General features: G+C 72.8%; 18 protein-coding genes. 13 read left to right on the top strand and 5 right to left on the bottom strand.

Annotated elements, in window-relative coordinates; translation table 11 throughout:
• The first annotated feature begins 18 nt into the window (after positions 1 to 18).
• Positions 19 to 609, top strand: coding sequence for a TetR/AcrR family transcriptional regulator (locus ABZ899_RS28990; protein WP_361351445.1), 591 nt, complete (start codon positions 19 to 21; stop codon positions 607 to 609).
• 27 nt (positions 610 to 636) lie between these two features.
• On the opposite strand, the gene ABZ899_RS28985 is transcribed toward ABZ899_RS28990, so the two are convergent.
• The gene (locus tag ABZ899_RS28985) at positions 637 to 1,122 is read right to left on the bottom strand and encodes an Lrp/AsnC family transcriptional regulator (protein ID WP_361351616.1); all 486 of its coding nucleotides are present in this window, start codon (positions 1,120 to 1,122) and stop codon (positions 637 to 639) included.
• Positions 1,123 to 1,312: 190 nt separating this feature from the next.
• On the opposite strand from ABZ899_RS28985, the gene pdhA (ABZ899_RS28980) reads away from it, so the two are divergent.
• From pdhA (ABZ899_RS28980) to ABZ899_RS28955, 6 genes are all read left to right on the top strand, one after another.
• A complete protein-coding gene (gene pdhA / locus ABZ899_RS28980) occupies positions 1,313 to 2,458 on the top strand; it encodes a pyruvate dehydrogenase (acetyl-transferring) E1 component subunit alpha (protein WP_361351443.1) in 1,146 nt (381 codons plus the stop codon).
• Complete coding sequence (locus ABZ899_RS28975; protein WP_361351441.1) at positions 2,455 to 3,459, top strand: alpha-ketoacid dehydrogenase subunit beta; 1,005 nt, start codon at positions 2,455 to 2,457, stop codon at positions 3,457 to 3,459. Before pdhA (ABZ899_RS28980) ends, ABZ899_RS28975 begins: the two co-directional genes overlap by 4 nt.
• Positions 3,459 to 4,862 (top strand): dihydrolipoamide acetyltransferase family protein, encoded by a 1,404-nt coding sequence (locus ABZ899_RS28970; RefSeq protein WP_361351439.1) that lies wholly within the window; start codon positions 3,459 to 3,461, stop codon positions 4,860 to 4,862. The genes ABZ899_RS28975 and ABZ899_RS28970 overlap by 1 nt, the downstream gene beginning before the upstream one ends.
• 67 nt (positions 4,863 to 4,929) lie before the next feature.
• The gene (locus ABZ899_RS28965; protein ID WP_361351437.1) at positions 4,930 to 5,859 is read left to right on the top strand and encodes an NTP transferase domain-containing protein; all 930 of its coding nucleotides are present in this window, start codon (positions 4,930 to 4,932) and stop codon (positions 5,857 to 5,859) included.
• The gene (locus tag ABZ899_RS28960) at positions 5,856 to 7,241 is read left to right on the top strand and encodes a molybdopterin molybdotransferase MoeA (protein ID WP_361351435.1); all 1,386 of its coding nucleotides are present in this window, start codon (positions 5,856 to 5,858) and stop codon (positions 7,239 to 7,241) included. The genes ABZ899_RS28965 and ABZ899_RS28960 overlap by 4 nt, the downstream gene beginning before the upstream one ends.
• Complete coding sequence (locus ABZ899_RS28955; protein WP_361351433.1) at positions 7,229 to 8,335, top strand: NAD-binding protein; 1,107 nt, start codon at positions 7,229 to 7,231, stop codon at positions 8,333 to 8,335. Before ABZ899_RS28960 ends, ABZ899_RS28955 begins: the two co-directional genes overlap by 13 nt.
• Positions 8,336 to 8,349: 14 nt before the next feature.
• Here the strand turns inward: ABZ899_RS28955 and ABZ899_RS28950 are convergent, their stop codons facing one another.
• Positions 8,350 to 9,198, bottom strand: a complete 849-nt coding sequence (locus tag ABZ899_RS28950) for an ABC transporter permease (RefSeq protein WP_361351431.1) — start codon at positions 9,196 to 9,198, stop codon at positions 8,350 to 8,352.
• The gene (locus ABZ899_RS28945) at positions 9,195 to 10,202 is read right to left on the bottom strand and encodes an ATP-binding cassette domain-containing protein (protein ID WP_361351430.1); all 1,008 of its coding nucleotides are present in this window, start codon (positions 10,200 to 10,202) and stop codon (positions 9,195 to 9,197) included. Before ABZ899_RS28945 ends, ABZ899_RS28950 begins: the two co-directional genes overlap by 4 nt.
• Positions 10,203 to 10,372: 170 nt before the next feature.
• Between ABZ899_RS28945 and ABZ899_RS28940 the strand changes: the two genes are divergently transcribed.
• Positions 10,373 to 11,353 (top strand): NAD(P)H-quinone oxidoreductase, encoded by a 981-nt coding sequence (locus ABZ899_RS28940; RefSeq protein ID WP_361351428.1) that lies wholly within the window; start codon positions 10,373 to 10,375, stop codon positions 11,351 to 11,353.
• A 63-nt stretch (positions 11,354 to 11,416) separates the two neighbouring features.
• Here ABZ899_RS28940 and ABZ899_RS28935 read toward each other — a convergent pair whose 3' ends face one another.
• Positions 11,417 to 12,163 carry a hypothetical protein gene (locus ABZ899_RS28935; protein ID WP_361351426.1) on the bottom strand — a complete coding sequence of 249 codons (747 nt, stop codon included), beginning with the start codon at positions 12,161 to 12,163 and terminating at the stop codon, positions 11,417 to 11,419.
• A 231-nt stretch (positions 12,164 to 12,394) separates the two neighbouring features.
• On the opposite strand from ABZ899_RS28935, the gene ABZ899_RS28930 reads away from it, so the two are divergent.
• Positions 12,395 to 12,937, top strand: coding sequence for a bacterial proteasome activator family protein (locus ABZ899_RS28930; RefSeq protein WP_361351424.1), 543 nt, complete (start codon positions 12,395 to 12,397; stop codon positions 12,935 to 12,937).
• A 77-nt stretch (positions 12,938 to 13,014) separates the two neighbouring features.
• Here ABZ899_RS28930 and ABZ899_RS28925 read toward each other — a convergent pair whose 3' ends face one another.
• On the bottom strand, positions 13,015 to 14,658 hold the full coding sequence (locus ABZ899_RS28925; RefSeq protein WP_361351423.1) for a protein kinase: 1,644 nt from the start codon (positions 14,656 to 14,658) through the stop codon (positions 13,015 to 13,017).
• Positions 14,659 to 15,009: 351 nt separating this feature from the next.
• Between ABZ899_RS28925 and ABZ899_RS28920 the strand changes: the two genes are divergently transcribed.
• The 4 genes from ABZ899_RS28920 (at position 15,010) to ABZ899_RS28905 (ending at position 20,597) form a co-directional block, all read left to right on the top strand.
• Complete coding sequence (locus ABZ899_RS28920) at positions 15,010 to 16,566, top strand: protein kinase (RefSeq protein ID WP_361351421.1); 1,557 nt, start codon at positions 15,010 to 15,012, stop codon at positions 16,564 to 16,566.
• Positions 16,567 to 17,022: 456 nt separating this feature from the next.
• Positions 17,023 to 18,201: a pyruvate dehydrogenase (acetyl-transferring) E1 component subunit alpha gene (gene pdhA, locus ABZ899_RS28915; protein WP_361351419.1), complete on the top strand. Its 1,179-nt coding sequence runs from the start codon at positions 17,023 to 17,025 to the stop codon at positions 18,199 to 18,201.
• Position 18,202: 1 nt separating this feature from the next.
• Entirely contained in the window at positions 18,203 to 19,183 is a 981-nt protein-coding gene (locus tag ABZ899_RS28910) for an alpha-ketoacid dehydrogenase subunit beta (protein ID WP_361351417.1), read from the top strand.
• A gap of 10 nt (positions 19,184 to 19,193) precedes the next feature.
• The gene (locus ABZ899_RS28905; RefSeq protein ID WP_361351415.1) at positions 19,194 to 20,597 is read left to right on the top strand and encodes a dihydrolipoamide acetyltransferase family protein; all 1,404 of its coding nucleotides are present in this window, start codon (positions 19,194 to 19,196) and stop codon (positions 20,595 to 20,597) included.
• Positions 20,598 to 20,693 lie beyond the last annotated feature (96 nt).

Genomic DNA, 20,693 nt, shown 5'->3' with positions numbered 1-20,693 from the left:
CCGGGAGGGCAGCACCCCATGACCACTGCCAAGCGCGACACGTACACGCCGGAGACCCTGCTCTCCGTCGCCGTCCAGGTCTTCAACGAGCGGGGCTACGACGGCACCTCCATGGAGCACCTGTCCAAGGCGGCCGGCATCTCCAAGTCCTCGATCTACCACCATGTGACCGGCAAGGAGGAGCTGCTGCAGCGCGCCGTCAGCCGGGCCCTGGACGGTCTGTTCGGCATCCTGGACGAGGAGCACGCGTGCACGGGACACGCCGCCGACCGGCTGGAGTACGTCGTACGGCGCATGGTCGAGGTGCTGATGACCGAGCTGCCGTACGTGACGCTGCTGCTGCGGGTGCGGGGCAACACGGACACCGAGCGGTGGGCGCTGGAGCGGCGCCGCGACTTCGACCACCGGGTCGCCGCGCTGCTGAAGGCGGCCGCCGCGGACGGCGAGGTGCGCGCCGACGTGGAGGTGCGCCTGGCCACCCGGCTCGTCTTCGGCATGATCAACTCGATTGTCGAGTGGTACCGGCCGGACGGCCGCGGCACGAGCGAGCGCGAGGTCGCCGAGACGGTGGTCCGCCTGGTCTTCGACGGGCTGCGCAAGGCCGGCTGACCGTCCGCCGGGCCGTCCGCGCGCGGGTCAGCCCTGGGGCTCCAGGTCCTCCTCCTCGAAGACCAGCAGGGTGCGGGTGCTGAGCACCTGGGGGATCGCCTGGAGCCGGGTGAGGACGAGTTCGCGCAGGGCCCTGTTGTCCGGGGTGTGCACGAGGAGCAGGACGTCGAAGTCGCCGCCCACCAGGGCGATGTGGGAGGCGCCGGGGAGCCGGCGCAGCTCCTCGCGGACCGTGCGCCAGGAGTTCTGGACGATCTTCAGGGTGATGTAGGCCGAGGTGCCGTGGCCCGCCCGTTCGTGGTCGACGCGGGCGCTGAAGCCGCGGATGACGCCGTCCTCGACGAGACGGTTGATGCGCGCGTAGGCGTTGGCCCGGGAGACGTGCACCCGCTCGGCGACCGACCGGATCGAGGCACGGCCGTCCGCCTGGAGCATCTGGAGGATGTCCTGGTCTATGGCGTCCAGCGGACGGGCGGGCGGCCGGAGAGGGCCGTCCCCGTCGCCTTCGGCCATTTGTTCAGAGTCCATGTCCCCCCACCCTCCTCGCGTGGACGTCCTGCGTTCATTGGAGGTTGTGGAGAACCGTTTGTCCACAGCCTGGGGGTGCCTGTAGCCAAAATGTGCCGACGACCGAACAATCGGTAGGTGAGGCGCGTCACGGACGCCGCGCCTCCCGTAGCCGCTCCCACGAGGAGGTGCCGTCATGACGGTCATGGAGCAGCGAGGCGCGTACCGGCCATCGCCGCCGCCCGCCTGGCAGCCCCGCATGGACCCCGCGCCCCTGCTGCCCGACGCGGAGCCCCACCGCGTTCTCGGCACCGAGGCGGCCGCGATGGCCGACCCGGACCTGCTGCGCCGGCTGTACGCCGAGCTGGTGCGCGGCCGCCGGTACAACGCGCAGGCGACCGCGCTCACCAAGCAGGGCCGTCTCGCGGTCTACCCGTCCAGCACCGGCCAGGAGGCCTGCGAGGTCGCCGCCGCGCTGGCCCTCGAGGAGCGCGACTGGCTCTTCCCGAGCTACCGCGACACCCTGGCCGCCGTCGCGCGCGGCGTGGACCCGGTCGAGGCGCTGACACTGCTCCGCGGCGACTGGCACACCGGCTACGACCCCTACGAGCACCGCGTGGCCCCCCTGTGCACGCCGCTCGCCACCCAGCTCCCGCACGCCGTCGGCCTCGCGCACGCCGCCCGGATCAAGGGCGACGACGTGGTCGCGCTCGCCATGGTCGGCGACGGAGGCACCAGCGAGGGCGACTTCCACGAGGCGCTGAACTTCGCGGCCGTCTGGCAGGCGCCGGTCGTCTTCCTCGTCCAGAACAACGGCTTCGCGATCTCCGTCCCGCTCGCCAAGCAGACCGCGGCACCGACGCTGGCCCACAAGGCCGTCGGCTACGGCATGCCCGGCCGCCTGGTCGACGGCAACGACGCGGTCGCCGTGCACGAGGTGCTCCGCGAGGCCGTGCGCCGCGCCCGCGAGGGCGGCGGCCCCACGCTGATCGAGGCGATCACCTATCGGATCGACGCCCACACCAATGCCGACGACGCCACCCGCTACCGCGGCGACGCCGAGGTGGACGCCTGGCGCGACCACGACCCCATCGCGCTCCTGGAGCACGAGCTGACCGAGCGCGGCCTGCTCGACGACGCCGGCCGCGAGGCCGCCCGGGACGCCGCCGAGGCCATGGCCGCCGACCTGCGCGAGCGCATGAACCAGGACGCGGCGCTCGACCCGGCGGACCTGTTCGCCCATGTGTACGCCGAGCCCACCCCGCAGCTGCGGGAGCAGCAGGCGCAGTTGCAGGCCGAGCTCGACGCCGAGCACGACGCCCACGGGGGTGCCCACCGATGACGACCGTCGCCGTCAAGCCGGCCACCATGGCGCACGCCCTCACGCGCGCGATGCGCGACGCCATGGCCGCCGACCCGTCCGTGCACGTCATGGGCGAGGACGTCGGCACCCTCGGCGGCGTCTTCCGCGTCACCGACGGACTCGCCGCCGAGTTCGGCGAGGACCGCTGCACGGACACCCCGCTGGCCGAGGCGGGCATCCTCGGCACGGCGGTCGGCATGGCCATGTACGGCTTGCGTCCGGTCGTGGAGATGCAGTTCGACGCCTTCGCCTACCCCGCCTTCGAGCAGCTCGTCTCGCACGTGGCGAAGACGCGCAACCGCACCCGCGGCAAGATGCCCCTCCCCCTGACGATCCGCATCCCCTACGGTGGCGGCATCGGCGGCGTCGAGCACCACAGCGACGCGTCCGAGGCGTACTACATGGCGACCCCGGGGCTCCATGTCGTCACCCCCGCGACCGTCGCCGACGCCTACGGCCTGCTGCGCGCCTCCATCGCCTCCGACGACCCGGTCGTCTTCCTGGAGCCCAAGCGGCTCTACTGGTCGAAGGCCGACTGGAACCCTGAGGAACCGCAGTCCGTCGAGCCCATCGGCCGCGCGGTGGTGCGGCGCTCCGGCCGCAGCGCCACGCTCATCACGTACGGCCCGTCCGTGCCGGTCTGCCTCGAAGCCGCCGAGGCGGCCCGCGAGGAGGGCTGGGACCTGGAGGTCGTCGACCTGCGCTCGCTGGTGCCGTTCGACGACGAGACGGTCGCCGCCTCGGTCCGGCGGACCGGACGTGCCGTCGTCGTGCACGAGTCGGGCGGGTTCGGCGGCCCGGGAGGGGAGATCGCGGCCCGCGTCACGGAGCGCTGCTTCCACCACCTGGAGGCGCCGGTGCTGCGCGTGGCCGGCTTCGACATCCCCTACCCGCCGCCGATGCTGGAGCGGCACCACCTGCCCGGCGTGGACCGCATCCTGGACGCCGTCGGGCGTCTGCAGTGGGAGGCCGAGAGCTGATGGCACAGGTGCTGGAGTTCAAGCTCCCCGACCTCGGGGAGGGGCTCACCGAGGCGGAGATCGTGCGCTGGCTGGTCCAGGTCGGCGACGTCGTCGCGATCGACCAGCCCGTCGTCGAGGTCGAGACGGCCAAGGCGATGGTCGAGGTCCCCTGCCCCTACGGCGGTGTCGTCACCGCCCGCTTCGGCGAGGAGGGCACCGAACTGCCCGTCGGCGCACCGCTGCTGACGGTCGCCGTCGGCGCGCCGTCCCTGGGCGAGGAGTCCGAGGGCTCGGGCAACGTGCTGGTGGGCTACGGCACCTCCGAGGCCCCGGCGCGCCGCCGCCGCGTACGGCCGGCGACCCCGCCGGCGCCGGCCGGGGACAGCTCGGCGAACGGCGCCCCGCGCGCGGGCACCCCGTCCGCCGAGCGCGTGGCGCGGCCCGTCGGCACCGCCGCCGGCCACGGCACGGGCACCCCGGCGGCCGGTGAACCGGTCCGCCACGACGGCCCCGTGCCGGTGATCTCCCCCCTCGTACGCCGTCTCGCCCGGGAGAACGGCCTGGACCTGAGGGAGCTCCACGGCTCCGGACCCGACGGCCTCATCCTGCGGGCCGACGTCGAGTACGCCCTGCGGGCCGCCGAGTCCCGCCGCAGCGCGCAGCCCGCCGCGCCCGCCTTCCACGAGGCGTCGGCACCCGCGCGGAGCCCCATCCGTTCCTCGGCGCCCGCCGCCGGTGTCCGTGTGCCCCTCAAGGGCGTGCGCGGCGCCGTCGCCGACAAGCTCTCCCGCAGCCGGCGCGAGATCCCGGACGCCACCTGCTGGGTGGACGCCGACGCGACGGAGCTGATGCGAGCGCGCGCGGCGATGAACGCCGTGGGCGGGCCGAAGATCTCCCTGCTCGCCCTGCTGGCCCGGATCTGCACGGCCGCCCTCACCCGGTTCCCCGAGCTGAACTCCACGGTCGACCTGGAGGCCAGGGAGGTCGTCCAGCTGGAGCAGGTGAACCTGGGCTTCGCCGCGCAGACCGAGCGGGGTCTCGTCGTCCCGGTCGTCCGCGACGCCCACGCGCGGGACGCGGAGTCGCTGACCGCCGAGTTCGCCCGGCTGACCGAGGCGGCCCGCGCGGGCACCCTCACCCCGGCCGAACTGACCGGGGGCACCTTCACGCTGAACAACTACGGCGTGTTCGGCGTCGACGGCTCCACGCCGATCATCAATCACCCGGAAGCCGCGATGCTCGGCGTCGGCCGCATCATCCCCAAGCCGTGGGTGCACGACGGGGAGCTGGCGGTGCGTCAGGTCGTCGAGCTCTCGCTGACCTTCGACCACCGGGTCTGCGACGGCGGTACGGCGGGCGGCTTCCTGCGCCATGTGGCGGACTGCGTCGAGAACCCGGCGGTGCTGCTGCGCACCCTGTGACGCACCCGTCGCGACGGGCCGCCCCCCGCGCGTTCCCTGTGATCGCCGGGGCCCGCATACTCGGGGGGTGACCTCGTACGAACCCACGCCCCCGCCGGGCGCCGTCCCCGCCGCGTACGACGCCGTCGTGCTCGCCGGCGGCGCGGCGCGGCGGCTGGGGGGCGTGGACAAACCCGCGGTGCGGGTGGGCGGCCGGGCCCTGCTCGACCGGGTCCTCGGCGCCTGCGCCGACGCGCGGGAGACCGTCGTCGTCGCCGGCCCGCGGCCCACCGCCCGTCCGGTGCGCTGGGCGCGGGAGGACCCGCCCGGCGGCGGCCCGCTCGCCGCCCTGGACGCGGGGCTCCGGCACACCACCGCCGACGTGGTCGTCGTCCTCTCCGCCGATCTGCCGTTCCTCCACGAGGACACGGTCCGCACCCTGCTGGCCGCCCTGAGCGGTGCCCCGGACACGGCCGGTGCGCTGCTCACCGACGCCGGCGGCCGCGACCAGCCACTGGTCGCCGCCTACCGCGTCCCGGCCCTGCGCCGTGAACTGGCCGCGCTCACCCGGGAACACGGCGCTCTGACCGGGCTTCCCCTGCGCCGGCTGACCGGCGCCCTCGACCTCACCCGCGTCCCCGACCCCGTCGCGTCCTTCGACTGCGACACCTGGGACGACATCGCCACCGCCAGGGCACGCATCAGGGAGCATGGGCACGTGTTGGATGAATGGATTTCCGCAGCCAAGAGCGAACTGGGCATCGACCTCGACGTCGACATCAAGGTCCTGCTGGACCTCGCCCGGGACGCGGCCCACGGCGTCGCGCGGCCCGCGGCACCCCTGACCACCTTCCTCGTCGGCTACGCCGCGGGCCGGGCCGGGGGAGGCCCCGAAGCCGTCGCCGAGGCGTCCCGCAAGGCCGCCGCCCTCGCCCAGCGCTGGGCGGACGAGGCCGCCGCCGCCAAGGGCGACCTGGCCCCCGACGCCACTCCCGACACCCGCCCGGACGCCGGATGACCGCCGGCGGCACGCGTGCGGGTGAGGACGCCGAGGACCTCGACATCGAGGAGGCGCTCGCCCTCGTGAACCAAGGCCACGGCCCGTCCGCGCACGGCGACTCCGTGCCCGCCCCCGCCTCGCGCCCCCACGGCCTCGGGCAGCCCGGCCGGCACAAGGAGGACGGCCACCACCGGGCCATGCCCTGGCCCGACGCCCGCGAGGTCGCCGCCCGGGCGGCCCGCGCGGCGGTGAAGGCCGCGCGCCGCGCCCCCGTCTCGGTGCCCCTGGACGCCGCCCTCGGCCTCACCCTGGCCGCCCCGATCACCGCGCTGACCGACCTGCCCTCCTTCGACACCTCCGCGATGGACGGATGGGCGATCGCCGGGCCCGGCCCCTGGGCGGTGCGGGAGGACGGCGTCCTGGCCGGGCACGCCGAGGCCGCCGCGCTGACCGACGGGGAGGCCGTGCGGATCGCGACCGGCGCCCGTATCCCGCCGGACACCACCGCCGTGCTGCGCTCCGAGCACGGGACCACGGACGCCAAGGGCCGGCTGCATGCCGGCCGGGACATCGAGCACGGCCAGGACATCCGCCCGCGCGGCCAGGAGTGCCGTACCGGCGACCATCTGCTCGCGACCGGCACCATCGTGACCCCGGCCGTGCTGGGCCTGGCCGCGGCCGCCGGGTACGACACCCTCACGGCCGTGCCCCGCCCCCGGGTGGAAGTCCTCGTCCTCGGCGACGAGTTGCTCACCGAGGGGCTGCCCCACGACGGCCTGATCCGTGACGCCCTCGGGCCGATGCTCCCGCCGTGGCTGCGCGCCCTCGGGGCCGAGATCCTCACCGTGCGCAGGCTCGGCGACTCCGCCAAGGCCCTGCACAAGGCGCTCACCGCCTCCCGCGCCGACCTCGTCGTCACCACGGGCGGCACGGCCGCCGGCCCCGTCGACCATGTCCACCCCACGCTGGAGCGCATCGGCGCCGAACTCCTGGTGGACGGCGTCCAGGTGCGCCCCGGCCACCCCATGCTGCTGGCCCTCCTCAAGGAGGGCCAGCACCTCGTCGGCCTGCCCGGCAATCCCCTGGCCGCCGTGTCGGGGCTGCTCACGCTCGCCGAGCCGCTGCTGCGGACGCTCGCGGCACGTCCCGCGCCGGAGTCCTACACGCTCCCGCTGAAGGAAGCCGTGCACGGGCATCCACACGACACGCGGCTGGTGCCGGTCGTCCTGCGCGGCGACCACGCCGTGCCGCTGCACTACCACGGTCCGGCGATGCTGCGGGGCATGGCGGCGGCCGATGCCCTGGCCGTCGTACCGCCGGGCGGTGCCCGGGCCGGTCAGGAGACCGCACTGCTGGATCTGCCCTGGGCGGCCGCCGGTATCGAGGTGTGTTTCACGTGAAACTTCCGGGTCAGGACGCGATCGCCCGTCAGGCGGACGAGCGGATCGTGACCTATCGGGTCACGCTCCCGAAGAAGATCGTGGAGCACCCCTTCCGGCAGGTCGCCAAGCGGGTGTCGCTGGCCCTCGGCCTGCTCGTGCTCACGGCTCTGATCGTCTACGCCGACCACGGGGGCTACAACGACAGCTCCGACGGCTCGGTCGACCTTCTCGACGCCTTTTACTACTCGACCGTCACGCTGTCGACCACCGGGTACGGGGACATCACCCCGGTCAGCGACGCCGCCCGGTTCACCAACATCTTCGTCATCACGCCCATGCGCGTGCTGTTCCTGATCATCCTGGTCGGCACCACGCTCGAGGTCCTGACCGAACGGACCCGCGAGGAATGGCGCCTGAACCGCTGGAGGTCCACCTTGCGCGACCACACCGTCGTCGTCGGCTTCGGCACCAAGGGCCGTTCGGCGATCCAGACCGTCTGTGCGACGGGGCTGCCGAAGGACCAGGTCGTCGTGGTCGACCCCAGCTCCAAGGTGATCGAGGCGGCCGTCGCCGAGGGATACGCCGGTGTCACCGGGGACGCGACGCGCAGCGAGGTCCTGAAGCGGGCCGAGGTGCACAAGGCGCGGAAGATCATCATCGCGACCCAGCGTGACGACACGGCCGTGCTGGTGACCCTCACGGCCCGGCAGCTCAACCGGGGCGCGAAGATCGTGGCCGCGGTCCGCGAGGAGGAGAACGCGCCGCTGCTCAAGCAGTCCGGGGCGGACGCCGTCATCACCAGCGCCAGCGCGGCCGGACGGCTGCTCGGCCTCTCCGTGCTCAGTCCCGCGGCCGGCATGGTGCTGGAGGACCTGATCCACCAGGGCACCGGGCTCGACATCATCGAACGGCCGGTCATAAAGGCCGAGGTGGGCAAGAAACCCCGGGAGCTGGACGACCTGGTCATCAGCGTCCTGCGCGGGCACCGGGTGCTCGGCTACGACGACCCGGACGTGGGCACCCTGGAGCTGACGGACCGGCTCATCACCATCGTGCGGATGACGCCGGGCGCGCAGGTCGCACCCGACGCCCGGCGTCTGCCCCAGGACTGACGCCCCGCCCGGGTCTACCTGCGGTTGTACAGCCGCATCGTGACCGGCCCGAAGACCAGCACGAACAGGCACGTCCAGCCCAGCGACCAGGCGACGTCGGCCGCCGGCCAGTCGCCCGCCATCAGTCCGCGCACCGCCGTGGCCAGATGCGTGATCGGGCTGTTGTTGACGAACGCCTGGAGCCAGCCCGGCATGGTCTTCGGGTCGACGAAGACATTGGACAGGAAGGTCAGCGGGAAGATCACCATCATGCTGACGCCCATCACCGACTTCTCGGAGCGCAGCAGCAGACCGAACATCGTCCAGATCCACGAGAACGCGAAGGAGAAGGCGACCAGCAGCGCGATGCCCGCGATGACGCCGCCCGCCCCGCCGTCCGGCCGGAAGCCGAGGATCATGCCGACGGTGAGCATCACGACGGACGCGATGGTGTAGCGCAGGGCGTCGCCCAGCAGATAGCCGACCATCGTCGAGGGGCGCCAGATCGGCAGCGTCCGGAACCGGTCGAAGACGCCCTTCTCGATGTCGGTGTTCACCGACACACCGGTGTACATGGTGATCATCACGACCGACATCACCAGGATGCCCGGCAGCAGGAACTGGATGTACGCCGTCGGGGACCCGGCCAGGGCACCCCCGAACAGGTACGTGTACATCAGCACCAGCATGATCGGGAACGCGGTGACGTCGAAGAGCTGCTCGGGCACGTGCTTGATCTTCAGGATGGCCCGCCAGCCGAACGTCATCGACGCCGACCAGGCGCTGGGCCGCGGCGGCCGCTCCTTGGCGATCAGCAGCGCGGCGAGCGATTCGGCGCTGACGGGGGCGAGCTCCCTGCCCTCGGTCTGTGTCACGGTGCTCATGCCGTCACCTCGTCCTGGTCGCCCTCGGTCTTGTGGGTGTCGTGTCCGGTCAGGGCGAGGAACACCTCGTCCAGGCTGGGCTGCCCCAGCGAGAAGTTGTCGACGGTGATGCCGCCGCGGGCCAGCTCCGCGAGCGCGCGGCCGGCCTGCTCGGCCGCGCCCTGCCCGTTGCCCGCGCCGCCGACGCGGGCGGTCAGGGCCACGGGGTCGGGCTCGGACTGCACCTCGGCGTCCAGGGCCAGCCGCAGGATGCGCGCGGCCTCCGGTCGCTGCGCCGGGTCGCGCAGCCGCAGATGGACGGTGCCGGCGCCGACGGACGCCTTCAGTTCGCCCTTGGTGCCCTCCGCGATCACCCGGCCCTGGTCGATCACGGCGATCCGGGACGCCAGCTGGTCGGCCTCGTCCAGATACTGCGTGGTCAGCAGGACGGTGGTGCCCTGGGTGACGACCGCGCGGACGATGTCCCACACCTGGTTGCGGCTGCGCGGGTCGAGGCCGGTCGTCGGCTCGTCGAGGAAGAGCAGATCGGGGGTGTTGAGGATGGACGCGGCGATGTCGATGCGGCGGCGCATGCCACCGGAGTAGTTCTTGACCTGCTTGCCCGCCGCGTCCGTCAGCCCGAAGGCCTCCAGCAGCTGCGCCGCGCGCTCGCGTGCGGCCGGCTTGCGGTGGCCGAGGAGACGGCCCAGCAGGACCAGGTTCTCCGTGCCGGTCAGGTCCTCGTCGACGGAGGCGTACTGGCCGGTGAGGCTGACCCGGCCGCGGACCGCGTCGGCCTCGCGCACCACGTCGTGACCGAAGACATGGGCCTCGCCGCCGTCCGGGCGCAGCAGGGTGGCGAGCATCTTCACCGTGGTCGTCTTGCCGGCGCCGTTCGGTCCGAGGACGCCGTAGACCGTGCCGGCCGGAACCGCGAGGTCCACGCCGTCGACGGCCCGTGTCTCACCGAACGTCTTCACCAGGCCCGCGGTCTCGATGGCGAGACCGGTCGTCTGCGTGCTCATGCTGTCGGAGTCCTTCCGGAGGGTCCTTCCGCGCTCTTGGGCTACGCATGGGGAGACTTTTACGGTCTCGCAAACTCATCGGTGACGCACAGGATTTTCACGGGGACCGATGCGGCGCACGGGACGGCCGGCGGCCGCGGACGCGGGCACCGGGGGGTAGCGTCCGTGACATGCATGCGATCACGATTGCGGAACCGGGCGGGCCCGAGGCGCTGGTGTGGGACGAGGTCCCCGACCCCGTGCCGGGCGAGGGCGAAGTGCTGGTCGAGGTGGCGGCGGGCGCCGTCAACCGGGCCGACCTCCTGCAGCGGCAGGGCTTCTACGACCCGCCACCCGGCTCCTCCCCGTACCCCGGTCTGGAGTGCTCCGGCCGGATCGCCGCGCTCGGTCCCGGCGTCTCCGGCTGGGCCGTCGGCGACGAGGTCTGCGCCCTGCTCGCGGGCGGCGGATACGCCGAGAAGGTCGCCGTGCCGGCCGGGCAGCTGCTGCCGGTCCCGGAGGGCGTGAGCCTCACGGAGGCCGCGGCGCTGCCCGAGGTGGTGTGCACGGTCTGGTCGAACGTCTTCATGGTCGCCCATCTGCGTCCCGGGGAGACGCTGCTCGTGCACGGCGGGTCCAGCGGCATCGGCACCATGGCGATCCAGCTCGCCAAGGCGATCGGCGCGAGGGTCGCGGTCACGGCGGGCAGCAAGGAGAAGCTGGAGCGGTGCGCGGAGCTGGGCGCCGACATCCTGATCAACTACCGGGAGCAGGACTTCGTCGAGGAGATCAGGGAGACCACGGCCGGCGCCGGGGCCGACGTCATCCTCGACAACATGGGCGCCAAGTACCTCGATCGCAACGTCCGCGCGCTCGCCGTCAACGGCCGGCTGGCGATCATCGGGTTGCAGGGCGGCGCGAGGGGCGAGCTCAACATCGGCGCCCTGCTGGCCAAGCGCGCCGCGATCAGCGCGACCTCGCTGCGCGCCCGCCCGCTGGAGGAGAAGGCGGCGATCGTCGCGGCGGTGCGCGAGCACGTGTGGCCGCTGCTGAAGGCCGCCCACGTCCGTCCGGTGGTCGACCGTGAGATCCCGATGGACGAAGCAGCCGAGGCGCACCGGGTGGTCGAGGAGAGCGGGCACATCGGCAAGGTGCTGCTGGTCGTCCCGTAGCGACCGGACAGGGACGCCCCCAGGGGGTTGTCCCTGTCCGGTCCCGCCTGCCTCGCGGCGGCTCTAGCCGCGGCGCAGGCGCAGCCCGACGAAGGCCAGGCCCAGGCCGAGCCCGACGAGGACCAGGCCGGTGCCGAGGGGCAGGACCTGCAGGACCGGCTCGGCCCGCTCCCGGGTGCGGGCGCCCTGCGTGTCGTCCGCCGCCCGGCCGGACGGCCGCGCGGTGGCGTCGGCGGTGGCCGTGTCCTCGTCGCCGGGTACGGTCGCGGTTTCCTCCTCCTCGGCCGGTGGTGCCGTGGCGTCCCGCTCGCCGGCCGGGCGCACCGCCGCCTCGGACTCCTCCAGGGGCGCCTTCTGCCGTCCCGGCCGCTCGCGGCCCTCACCCGGCCGGCTCCCGGCCCGGGACGGTTCGCCGGAGGGCTTCCTCGTCCGGTCGGCGGCGGGTCCGTGGGCGCTGGCGCTGGGCGACGGCTTCCGCCGCCCGGAGTGCCAGGACTCCCGCACCTCCTCCCGGTCACGGGCCTCCTCGCGTCCGCCCGGCCTGTGGGGCTCCCGGTGCTCCCGGTGCTCCCCGTGCCGCGAAGGCGCGGCGGAGGGGGCCTCGGAGGGGGCCGGGTCCGAGGACGGCCCGGCCTCCGGGTCCTCCGGGTCCTGCGGCCCGTCGGCCGGCGGGTCCGTCGACGGCGAGCCCCGGAAACCGCCCGTGAGGCCCTGAGCGGCGCGCGCCGCCTCGGCGGCGCAGGCCACGCCGGTGCCACCGCCCGCGACCAGTCCCACGACCAGCACACCCAGCAGCCCGGTCGTGCGCATGACCCCCATTGCTCCCACTGCCCTCACCACCCAAGAGTCCGCGGCACCCCGAGCCAGAACCCACCCCCGGAGGACAAGCCTCACAGGACCCGGCGCACCCGGCATTCCGGGCGCCGCCACCCGGCCGACCCGCCCTGGTGGCGGCGCGCGATCCCCGGTGCCGGAACGGTGTAGTGCCCCTCGTGGGGGGCACTTCGGTGATGAGCTGTACGGGTGCGAGAGAATGGCGGCATGGAGATGCCGAGGAACGACAGGCAACCCGAGAACCCCCAGATCCTGGTCGTGGGCCAGGACGGGATGGCGCTCGGTGGCGGCGGCGGCGGGGACGACGAACCCCGCGAGATCCCGGTGACGGAGCAGGTGGAGCAGCCCGCGAAGGTCATGCGCATCGGCAGCATGATCAAGCAGCTGCTCGAAGAAGTGCGCGCCGCTCCCCTCGACGAGGCGAGCCGGGCCCGGCTGAAAGAGATCCACGCCAGCTCGGTGAAGGAACTGGAGGACGGCCTGGCCCCCGAGCTCGTCGAGGAGCTGGAGCGGCTGTCACTGCCGTTCACGGACGAGGGGACACCGTCCGACGCGGAACTGCGCATCGCGCAGGCCCAGTTGGTCGGCTGGCTGGAGGGCCTCTTCCATGGCATCCAGACCACCCTGTTCGCCCAGCAGATGGCGGCGCGCGCCCAGCTGGAGCAGATGCGCCGCGCCCTTCCGCCGGGACTCGGCGGCGACGACGGCGACCACCCGCAGGCCGGCCGGACGGGCGGCCCGTACCTGTAGGGGCTCTAGAGGTGCCCTGAGCCACGGACGACGAGGGCCCGGCGGCCGATGCCGCCGGGCCCTTCCGCCCAGGTCCGTCACTCCGGATTGCCGGTGGACACCTTGAACTTCATCACCGGGGGGTTGTCCGGGTCGAAGTCCTTGCGCACCTTGGGGTCCTGCTCCATGACGGTGCCCTGGCCGTAGGTGTTCTCGTCGGTGTCGATCTTCTCGTACTTCCAGCCGGCCGCCTTGAGGCACTTTTCGACCGACGGCCAGTACCGGAAGGTCAGGTCCGGCATCGTCACCTTGTCGGGGTCGAGGTAGGCCTCACGCGGCTCGGTGCACTCGCTGGTCTCGACGGTCCGCGAGGTGTCGCCCTGCCGCCAGCCCGGTGCCTTGGAGATCTCGGTGGTCTCGGTCGATCCGCCGCCCCCCTTGCCCTCGTCGTCCCCGCCGCGGTTCATCGACAGCGCGGCGATCAGACCGCCCACGGCGACCAGCGACACGACGATCGAGCCGATGATCACCGTCCGGTTGCTCTTGCCGCCGCCCGGCGCGCCCTGTCCCTGCGGCGCGATCGTGTACGGCGGAGGCGTCGCGTGGCCGGGCTGCGGGGAGTAGGAGGCGGGCGCCGGCGTCGCGAAGCCGGACTGCTGCGGATAGCCGTACGCCGGGGCCGGCCCGGACGGCGGCGGGGTGCCGGGCGCGCCGTACGGGGACGGCTGCGGGGTCGGCTGGTAGGGCGTATGGACCGGGCCGGTGCTCGGCGGCGCCTGGCCGACCGGCGGGAACACGGAGGCGCCGACGCCCTGGCCGCTCTGCGTCTGCGCGCCCGGCACGATGCTCGGCGGCGCCGCGTGGAAGGACTGCGCGATGCGCAGGCACTCGTCGCGCATGGCCTCGGCGCTGGGGAAGCGTTCGTTCGGGTTCTTCTTCAGCGCGCGGGCCACCAGCGCGTCCACCGCCGGGGGCAGCGAGCGGTTGATCGAGGACGGGGCGACCGGCTCCTCCTGCACATGCGCGTACGCGATGGCCAGCGGCGAGTCCGCGTCGAACGGCAGCCGTCCGGTGACGAGCTGGAAGAGCATGATGCCGACCGAGTACAGGTCGGAGCGGGCGTCCACGCCCCGGCCGAGGGCCTGCTCCGGTGAGAGGTACTGCGGGGTGCCGACCACCATGCCGGTCTGCGTCATCGACGTCACACCGGACTGCATGGCGCGCGCGATGCCGAAGTCCATGACCTTGACGACGCCGCGCTTGTTCAGCATCACGTTGCCCGGCTTGATGTCGCGGTGGACCAGGCCCATCTCGTGGCTGATCTCCAGGGCGGCGAGCACATCCGCGGTGATCTTCAGTGCCTGGTCGGCGGGCATCGCCCCGGCCTGCCGCACGGCCTCGTCGAAGACGGAGCTGAGCGGGCGGCCCTCGATGTACTCCATGACGATGTACGGCGTCGTCATGCCGTCCATCTCGTCCTCGCCGGTGTCGAAGACGGAGACGATGTTGGTGTGCGTGAGCTTGGCCACTGACTGGGCCTCGCGGCGGAACCGCTCGCGGAACGCCGGCTCGCGGCCCAGCTCGGTGTGGAGCGTCTTGACCGCGACCTGGCGGTCGAGCACGGAGTCGTAGGCGAGGTGGACGGAGGCCATGCCGCCCTGGCCGAGCAGGTCGCGCAACTGGTAGCGGCCCCCCGCCAGCGCCCGTCCCGCGTGCGCGTTCTGTGCGCCGTCCTGGCTCATGTTCTGCGTCCCCCGTGCCCCTTGGGCGCCTGCGGCTGCCCGGGATCCGCTGATCCCGGTTGATCCAATGTGCTATTCCCGGCCAAGTCTGCCCCACGGCACCGACAGGTCAAGCGAGGTGCCCGTTCCGTGACCGTACGCGAAGGCAGCGTCGCGCAAGCGTTACAGGGGCCGTACCGTCGGTGCACACAATTTGCACGTGGGGGCCGGGTGAAGGTTTCATGGCCGGTCCGTCTTCGTCGGAGCGGGGCGGCCGTCCCGGACCGGCGGCTTGCGCCGAGGCTGTAGCGTGGCCGACGGAGACCGTAACAACACCGCGCGCACCGCGGGCAGAAACGACGGCGAGGACCGATGGCACAGCAGCAGCGCGCTCAGGGCCCGTCCGACCCCGAGGCGGCTGGCGGCGGTATGTCAGACGCGCCGGAGATGTGGGGTAACGGCGGGCTGGTCGGGGACGGCCGTTACCGGCTGACCCACAGACTCGGCCGGGGCGGTATGGCCGAGGTGTTCGCGGCCGAGGACGTCCGGCTGGGACGCACCGTGGCGGTCAAGCTGCTGCGTTCCGACCTCGCCGAGGACCCGGTGTCCAAGGCCCGCTTCACGCGCGAGGCCCAGTCCGTGGCCGGCCTCAACCACCACGCGATCGTCGCCGTGTACGACTCCGGCGAGGACGTCGTCGGCGGCCACTCCGTGCCGTACATCGTCATGGAGATCGTCGAGGGCCGCACCATCCGCGACCTCCTGATCAACGCCGAGGCGCCCGGACCCGAGCAGGCGCTCATCATCGTCTCCGGCGTCCTGGAGGCACTCGCCTACTCGCACCAGCACGGCATCGTGCACCGCGACATCAAGCCCGCCAACGTCATCATCACCAACAACGGCGCCGTGAAGGTGATGGACTTCGGCATCGCGCGCGCCCTGCACGGCGCGCAGTCCACGATGACCCAGACCGGCATGGTCATGGGCACCCCGCAGTATCTGTCGCCCGAGCAGGCGCTCGGCAAGGCGGTCGACCACCGCTCCGACCTGTACGCGACCGGCTGCCTGCTGTACGAGCTGCTCGCGCTGCGTCCGCCGTTCACCGGCGAGACCCCGCTGTCGGTGGTCTACCAGCACGTCCAGGACATCCCGACCCCGCCGTCCGAGGCGTCCGACGCCGCGCCGCCGGAGCTCGACGGCCTCGTCATGCGCTCGCTCGCCAAGGAGCCGGACGACCGGTTCCAGACGGCCGAGGAGATGCGCGGCCTCGTCCAGTACGCGCTCCAGATGCTGTACGACCAGGGCGGCCACACCGGCACCTGGAACACCGGCCCGGTGACGACGACGCACGAGGGCCGGCACACCCCGGCCGGCGGCTTCACGCAGACGGCCGTCATGGGCCACCCGGGGGACCCCGCCTCCGGTACGACGCAGATCCCGCAGCCGATCCTGCCCGGCGGCTACGGCGGCGGGGACGACGGCGGCTTCGAGGGGCACGGCAACAGGGGCAGCGGCCGCGGCAAGCTGTGGATCCTCGCCGTCCTCGCGGTCATCGCGATCGCGGCCGGTGTCGCGCTGGCCGTCAACAACGGCAAGGGCGGCGACGGCGACAGGACGCCCACCAAGCCGACCGTGACGCAGAGCGAGGACCGGGACAAGCCGTCCGAGGAGCCCACGGACGAGGTGACCGAGGACCAGACCGGCGGCATCGACGACGGCGGCACGGACACGGGCGGCGACCCGGACTGGTCGCCGACCCAGGAGCCGACGCAGGAGCCGACGCAGAAGCCGACGCAGGAGCCGACCCAGGACCCGACGACGCAGCAGCCGACGCAGGACCCGACGGAGGACCCCACCGAGGACCCGACGGAGGACCCGACGGTGGCCCCCACGACCCCGATCACCCCGCCGGAGGGCGCCACCGGCTGACCCCCGGCTCCCCGCTCCACCCGCGCGCGTGCGCCCCGAAACGGGCTCACGCGCGCTTTTCACACCCCTGAGCTGCGCTTTGTCGCTCCATGTGGCCACCGGGCACCGAACGTGACACGACGACCCTTCCCGTGACCTGGCTCACCGATATAACGTGCCGTTGTTCCGGCCCCCTGCAAGGCTGTGACCAGGACTGATCCCGACTTTGGCGATTTACTTGGATTTCCAAGCAAAACTCCAGGTCAGGAGGGGTTTCACAGAAATGTGGAGCACTGGGTAACGTGCCTTCTGCAGGGTGCTCGCCGGGGCACCTGTCACGCCTGTCCCCAACGAGCCGCACCCACCCCGTGCGTCCGAGGGCCGCAGGTGAGCCGCGCCCCCACGTTCCCACCGCGGAACAGGGGGTAACCCCAGCACCCGGCGAACCCGGGTAGCCGGACCGACGGAGGAGCACACGTGACCGTGGAGAGCACTGCCGCGCGAAAGCCGCGACGCAGCGCCGGTACCAAGAGCACGGCCGGCAAGACCACATCCGCGAGGAAGACGGCGGGCGCCGAACCCGAGCTCGTCCAGCTGCTGACGCCTGAGGGCAAGCGCGTCAAGAACGCCGAGTTCGACAAGTACGTCGCCGGCATCACCCCCGAAGAGCTCCGCGGCCTCTACCGCGACATGGTGCTCACCCGCCGCTTCGACGCCGAGGCCACCGCCCTGCAGCGCCAGGGCGAGCTGGGCCTGTGGGCCTCGCTGCTCGGCCAGGAGGCCGCCCAGATCGGCTCCGGCCGCGCCACCCGTGAGGACGACTACGTCTTCCCGACGTACCGCGAGCACGGTGTCGCCTGGTGCCGGGGCGTCGACCCGACCAACCTGCTCGGCATGTTCCGCGGGGTGAACAACGGCGGCTGGGACCCCAACAGCAACAACTTCCAGCTCTACACGATCGTCATCGGCTCCCAGACGCTGCACGCCACCGGCTACGCGATGGGCGTCGCCAAGGACGGCGCGGACAGCGCGGTGATCGCCTACTTCGGCGACGGCGCCTCCAGCCAGGGCGACGTGGCCGAGTCCTTCACCTTCTCCGCGGTCTACAACGCCCCCGTGGTGTTCTTCTGCCAGAACAACCAGTGGGCGATCTCCGAGCCCACCGAGAAGCAGACCCGGGTGCCGCTGTACCAGCGCGCGCAGGGCTACGGCTTCCCCGGCGTCCGCGTCGACGGCAACGACGTCCTGGCCTGCCTCGCCGTGACGAAGTGGGCGCTGGAGCGCGCCCGCAACGGTGAGGGCCCGACGCTGGTCGAGGCGTACACGTACCGCATGGGCGCCCACACCACCTCCGACGACCCGACCCGGTACCGCGGGGACGAGGAGCGCCTGGCCTGGGAGGCCAAGGACCCGATCCTGCGCCTGCGCGCCCACCTCGAGGCGTCGAACCAGGCGGACGAGGGATTCTTCGCGGAACTGGAGACCGAGAGCGAGGCGTTGGGCAGACGAGTGCGCGAGGCGGTCCGCGCCATGCCGGACCCGGACCGTTTCGCCATCTTCGAGAACGTGTACGCGGACGGGCACGCGCTCGTCGACGAGGAGCGCGCCCAGTTCGCCGCCTACCAGGCGTCGTTCGCGGACGTAGAGGGGGCCTGACATGGCAGCGGAGAAGATGGCTCTGGCCAAGGCGATCAACGAGTCGCTGCGGCACGCCCTGGAGACGGACCCGAAGGTCCTCGTGATGGGTGAGGACGTCGGCAAGCTCGGCGGTGTCTTCCGGGTCACCGACGGCCTGCAGAAGGACTTCGGCGAGAGCCGGGTCATCGACACCCCCCTCGCCGAGTCCGGCATCGTGGGCACCGCGATCGGTCTCGCCCTGCGCGGCTACCGCCCGGTGGTGGAGATCCAGTTCGACGGCTTCGTCTTCCCGGCGTACGACCAGATCGTCACGCAGCTCGCGAAGATGCACGCGCGTTCGCTGGGCAAGGTCAAGCTCCCCGTCGTCGTGCGCATCCCCTACGGCGGCGGCATCGGCGCGGTCGAGCACCACTCGGAGTCCCCGGAGTCGCTGTTCGCGCACGTGGCCGGTCTGAAGATCGTGTCCCCGTCGAACGCGTCCGACGCCTACTGGATGATGCAGCAGGCCATCCAGAGCGACGACCCGGTGATCTTCTTCGAGCCCAAGCGCCGCTACTGGGACAAGGGCGAGGTCGTCACCGACGCGATCCCCGGCCCGCTGCACAAGGCGACGGTGGTCCGCGAGGGCACCGACCTGACGCTCGCCGCCTACGGCCCCATGGTGAAGACCTGTCTGGAGGTCGCCGCGGCGGCCGCCGAGGAGGGGCGCGACCTGGAGGTCCTGGACCTGCGGTCGGTCTCCCCGCTCGACTTCGACTCCATCCAGACCTCGGTGGAGAAGACCCGCCGGCTGGTCGTGGTCCACGAGGCCCCGGTGTTCTTCGGGTCCGGCGCGGAGATCGCCGCCCGGATCACCGAGCGCTGCTTCTACCACCTGGAGGCCCCGGTGCTCCGGGTCGGCGGCTACCACGCCCCGTACCCGCCGGCGCGCCTGGAGGACGAGTACCTGCCGGGCCTGGACCGGGTGCTCGACGCCGTCGACCGTGCCCTGGCGTACTGAGGAGAGGGTCGTGACGACGATGACAGACGCGTCCGTGCGCGAGTTCAAGATGCCCGACGTCGGTGAGGGACTCACCGAGGCCGAGATCCTCAAGTGGTACGTCCAGCCGGGCGACACCGTCACCGACGGGCAGGTGGTCTGCGAGGTCGAGACCGCCAAGGCGGCCGTCGAGCTGCCCATCCCCTACGACGGCGTGGTGCGCGCCCTGCACTTCCCCGAGGGCACGACGGTCGACGTCGGCACGTCGATCATCGCGGTGGACGTCTCCGGTGGGGCGGCCCCGGCCGCCGAGGAGCCGGCCGCGCCGCCGCAGGAGGAGGAGACCGAGCCGCAGGGCCGCCAGCCGGTGCTCGTCGGCTACGGCGTCTCCGCCTCGTCCACCAAGCGCCGCCCCCGCAAGGGCGCCGAGGTGCCGCGCCAGGAGCCCGAGCCGGCGGCGCGGGCCCTCCAGGCCGAGCTGAACGGCCACGGCCCCGCCGCCGCGCCCGCCCAGGCCCGGCCGCTGGCCAAGCCGCCGGTGCGCAAGCTGGCGAAGGACCTGGGCGTCGACCTGGCGACGGTGACCCCGACCGGTCCCGACGGCATCATCACCCGTGAGGACGTGCACGCCGCGGTGGCGCCGCAGGCCCCGGCCGCCGAGCCGGTGCCCGCGGCCCCCCAGGCGCCCGCGCCGGCCGCCGCCGCGGCGGCGCCCGTCGCCCCGTACGACGGCGCCCGGGAGACCCGGGTCCCGGTCAAGGGCGTCCGCAAGGCCACGGCCGCCGCGATGGTGGGCTCGGCGTTCACGGCCCCGCATGTCACGGAGTTCGTGACCGTGGACGTGACGCGGACCCTGAAGCTGGTCGAGGAGCTGAAGGCGGACAAGGAGTTCGCCGGGCTGCGGGTGAACCCGCTGCTGCTGATCTCCAAGGCCCTGCTGGTCGCGATCAAGCGCAACCCGGACGTCAACGCGTCCTGGGACGAGGCGAACCAGGAGATCGTGCGCAAGCACTATGTGAACCTGGGCATCGCGGCGGCGACCCCGCGCGGGCTGATCGTGCCGAACATCAAGGACGCCGACGCCAAGACGCTGCCGCAGCTGGCGGAGGCGCTGGGCGAGCTGGTGTCGACGGCGCGGGAGGGCAGGACCAGCCCCGCCGCGATGCAGGGCGGCACGGTCACCATCACCAACGTCGGCGTCTTCGGCGTCGACACCGGCACCCCGATCCTCAACCCGGGCGAGTCCGCGATCCTCGCGGTCGGTGCGATCAAGCTCCAGCCGTGGGTGCACAAGGGCAAGGTGAAGCCGCGTCAGGTCACCACGCTGGCGCTGAGCTTCGACCACCGCCTGGTGGACGGCGAGCTGGGCTCCAAGGTGCTCGCGGACGTGGCGGCGATCCTGGAGCAGCCCAAGCGGCTGATCACCTGGGCGTGATCCCCGCAGGACACTGAGAGGGGGGGGGCCCCCCCGGGGGGCCCCCCCCCCCCCGCGGCCCCCGACGGAGGCGGCCACCGAGAGATACAACAGCAC

Source organism: Streptomyces sp. NPDC046859 (assembly GCF_040645135.1).
Lineage (GTDB): Bacteria > Actinomycetota > Actinomycetes > Streptomycetales > Streptomycetaceae > Streptomyces.
Note: the sequence above shows the minus strand (reverse complement) of the source record. Positions and strands in the feature narration are given on the sequence as shown.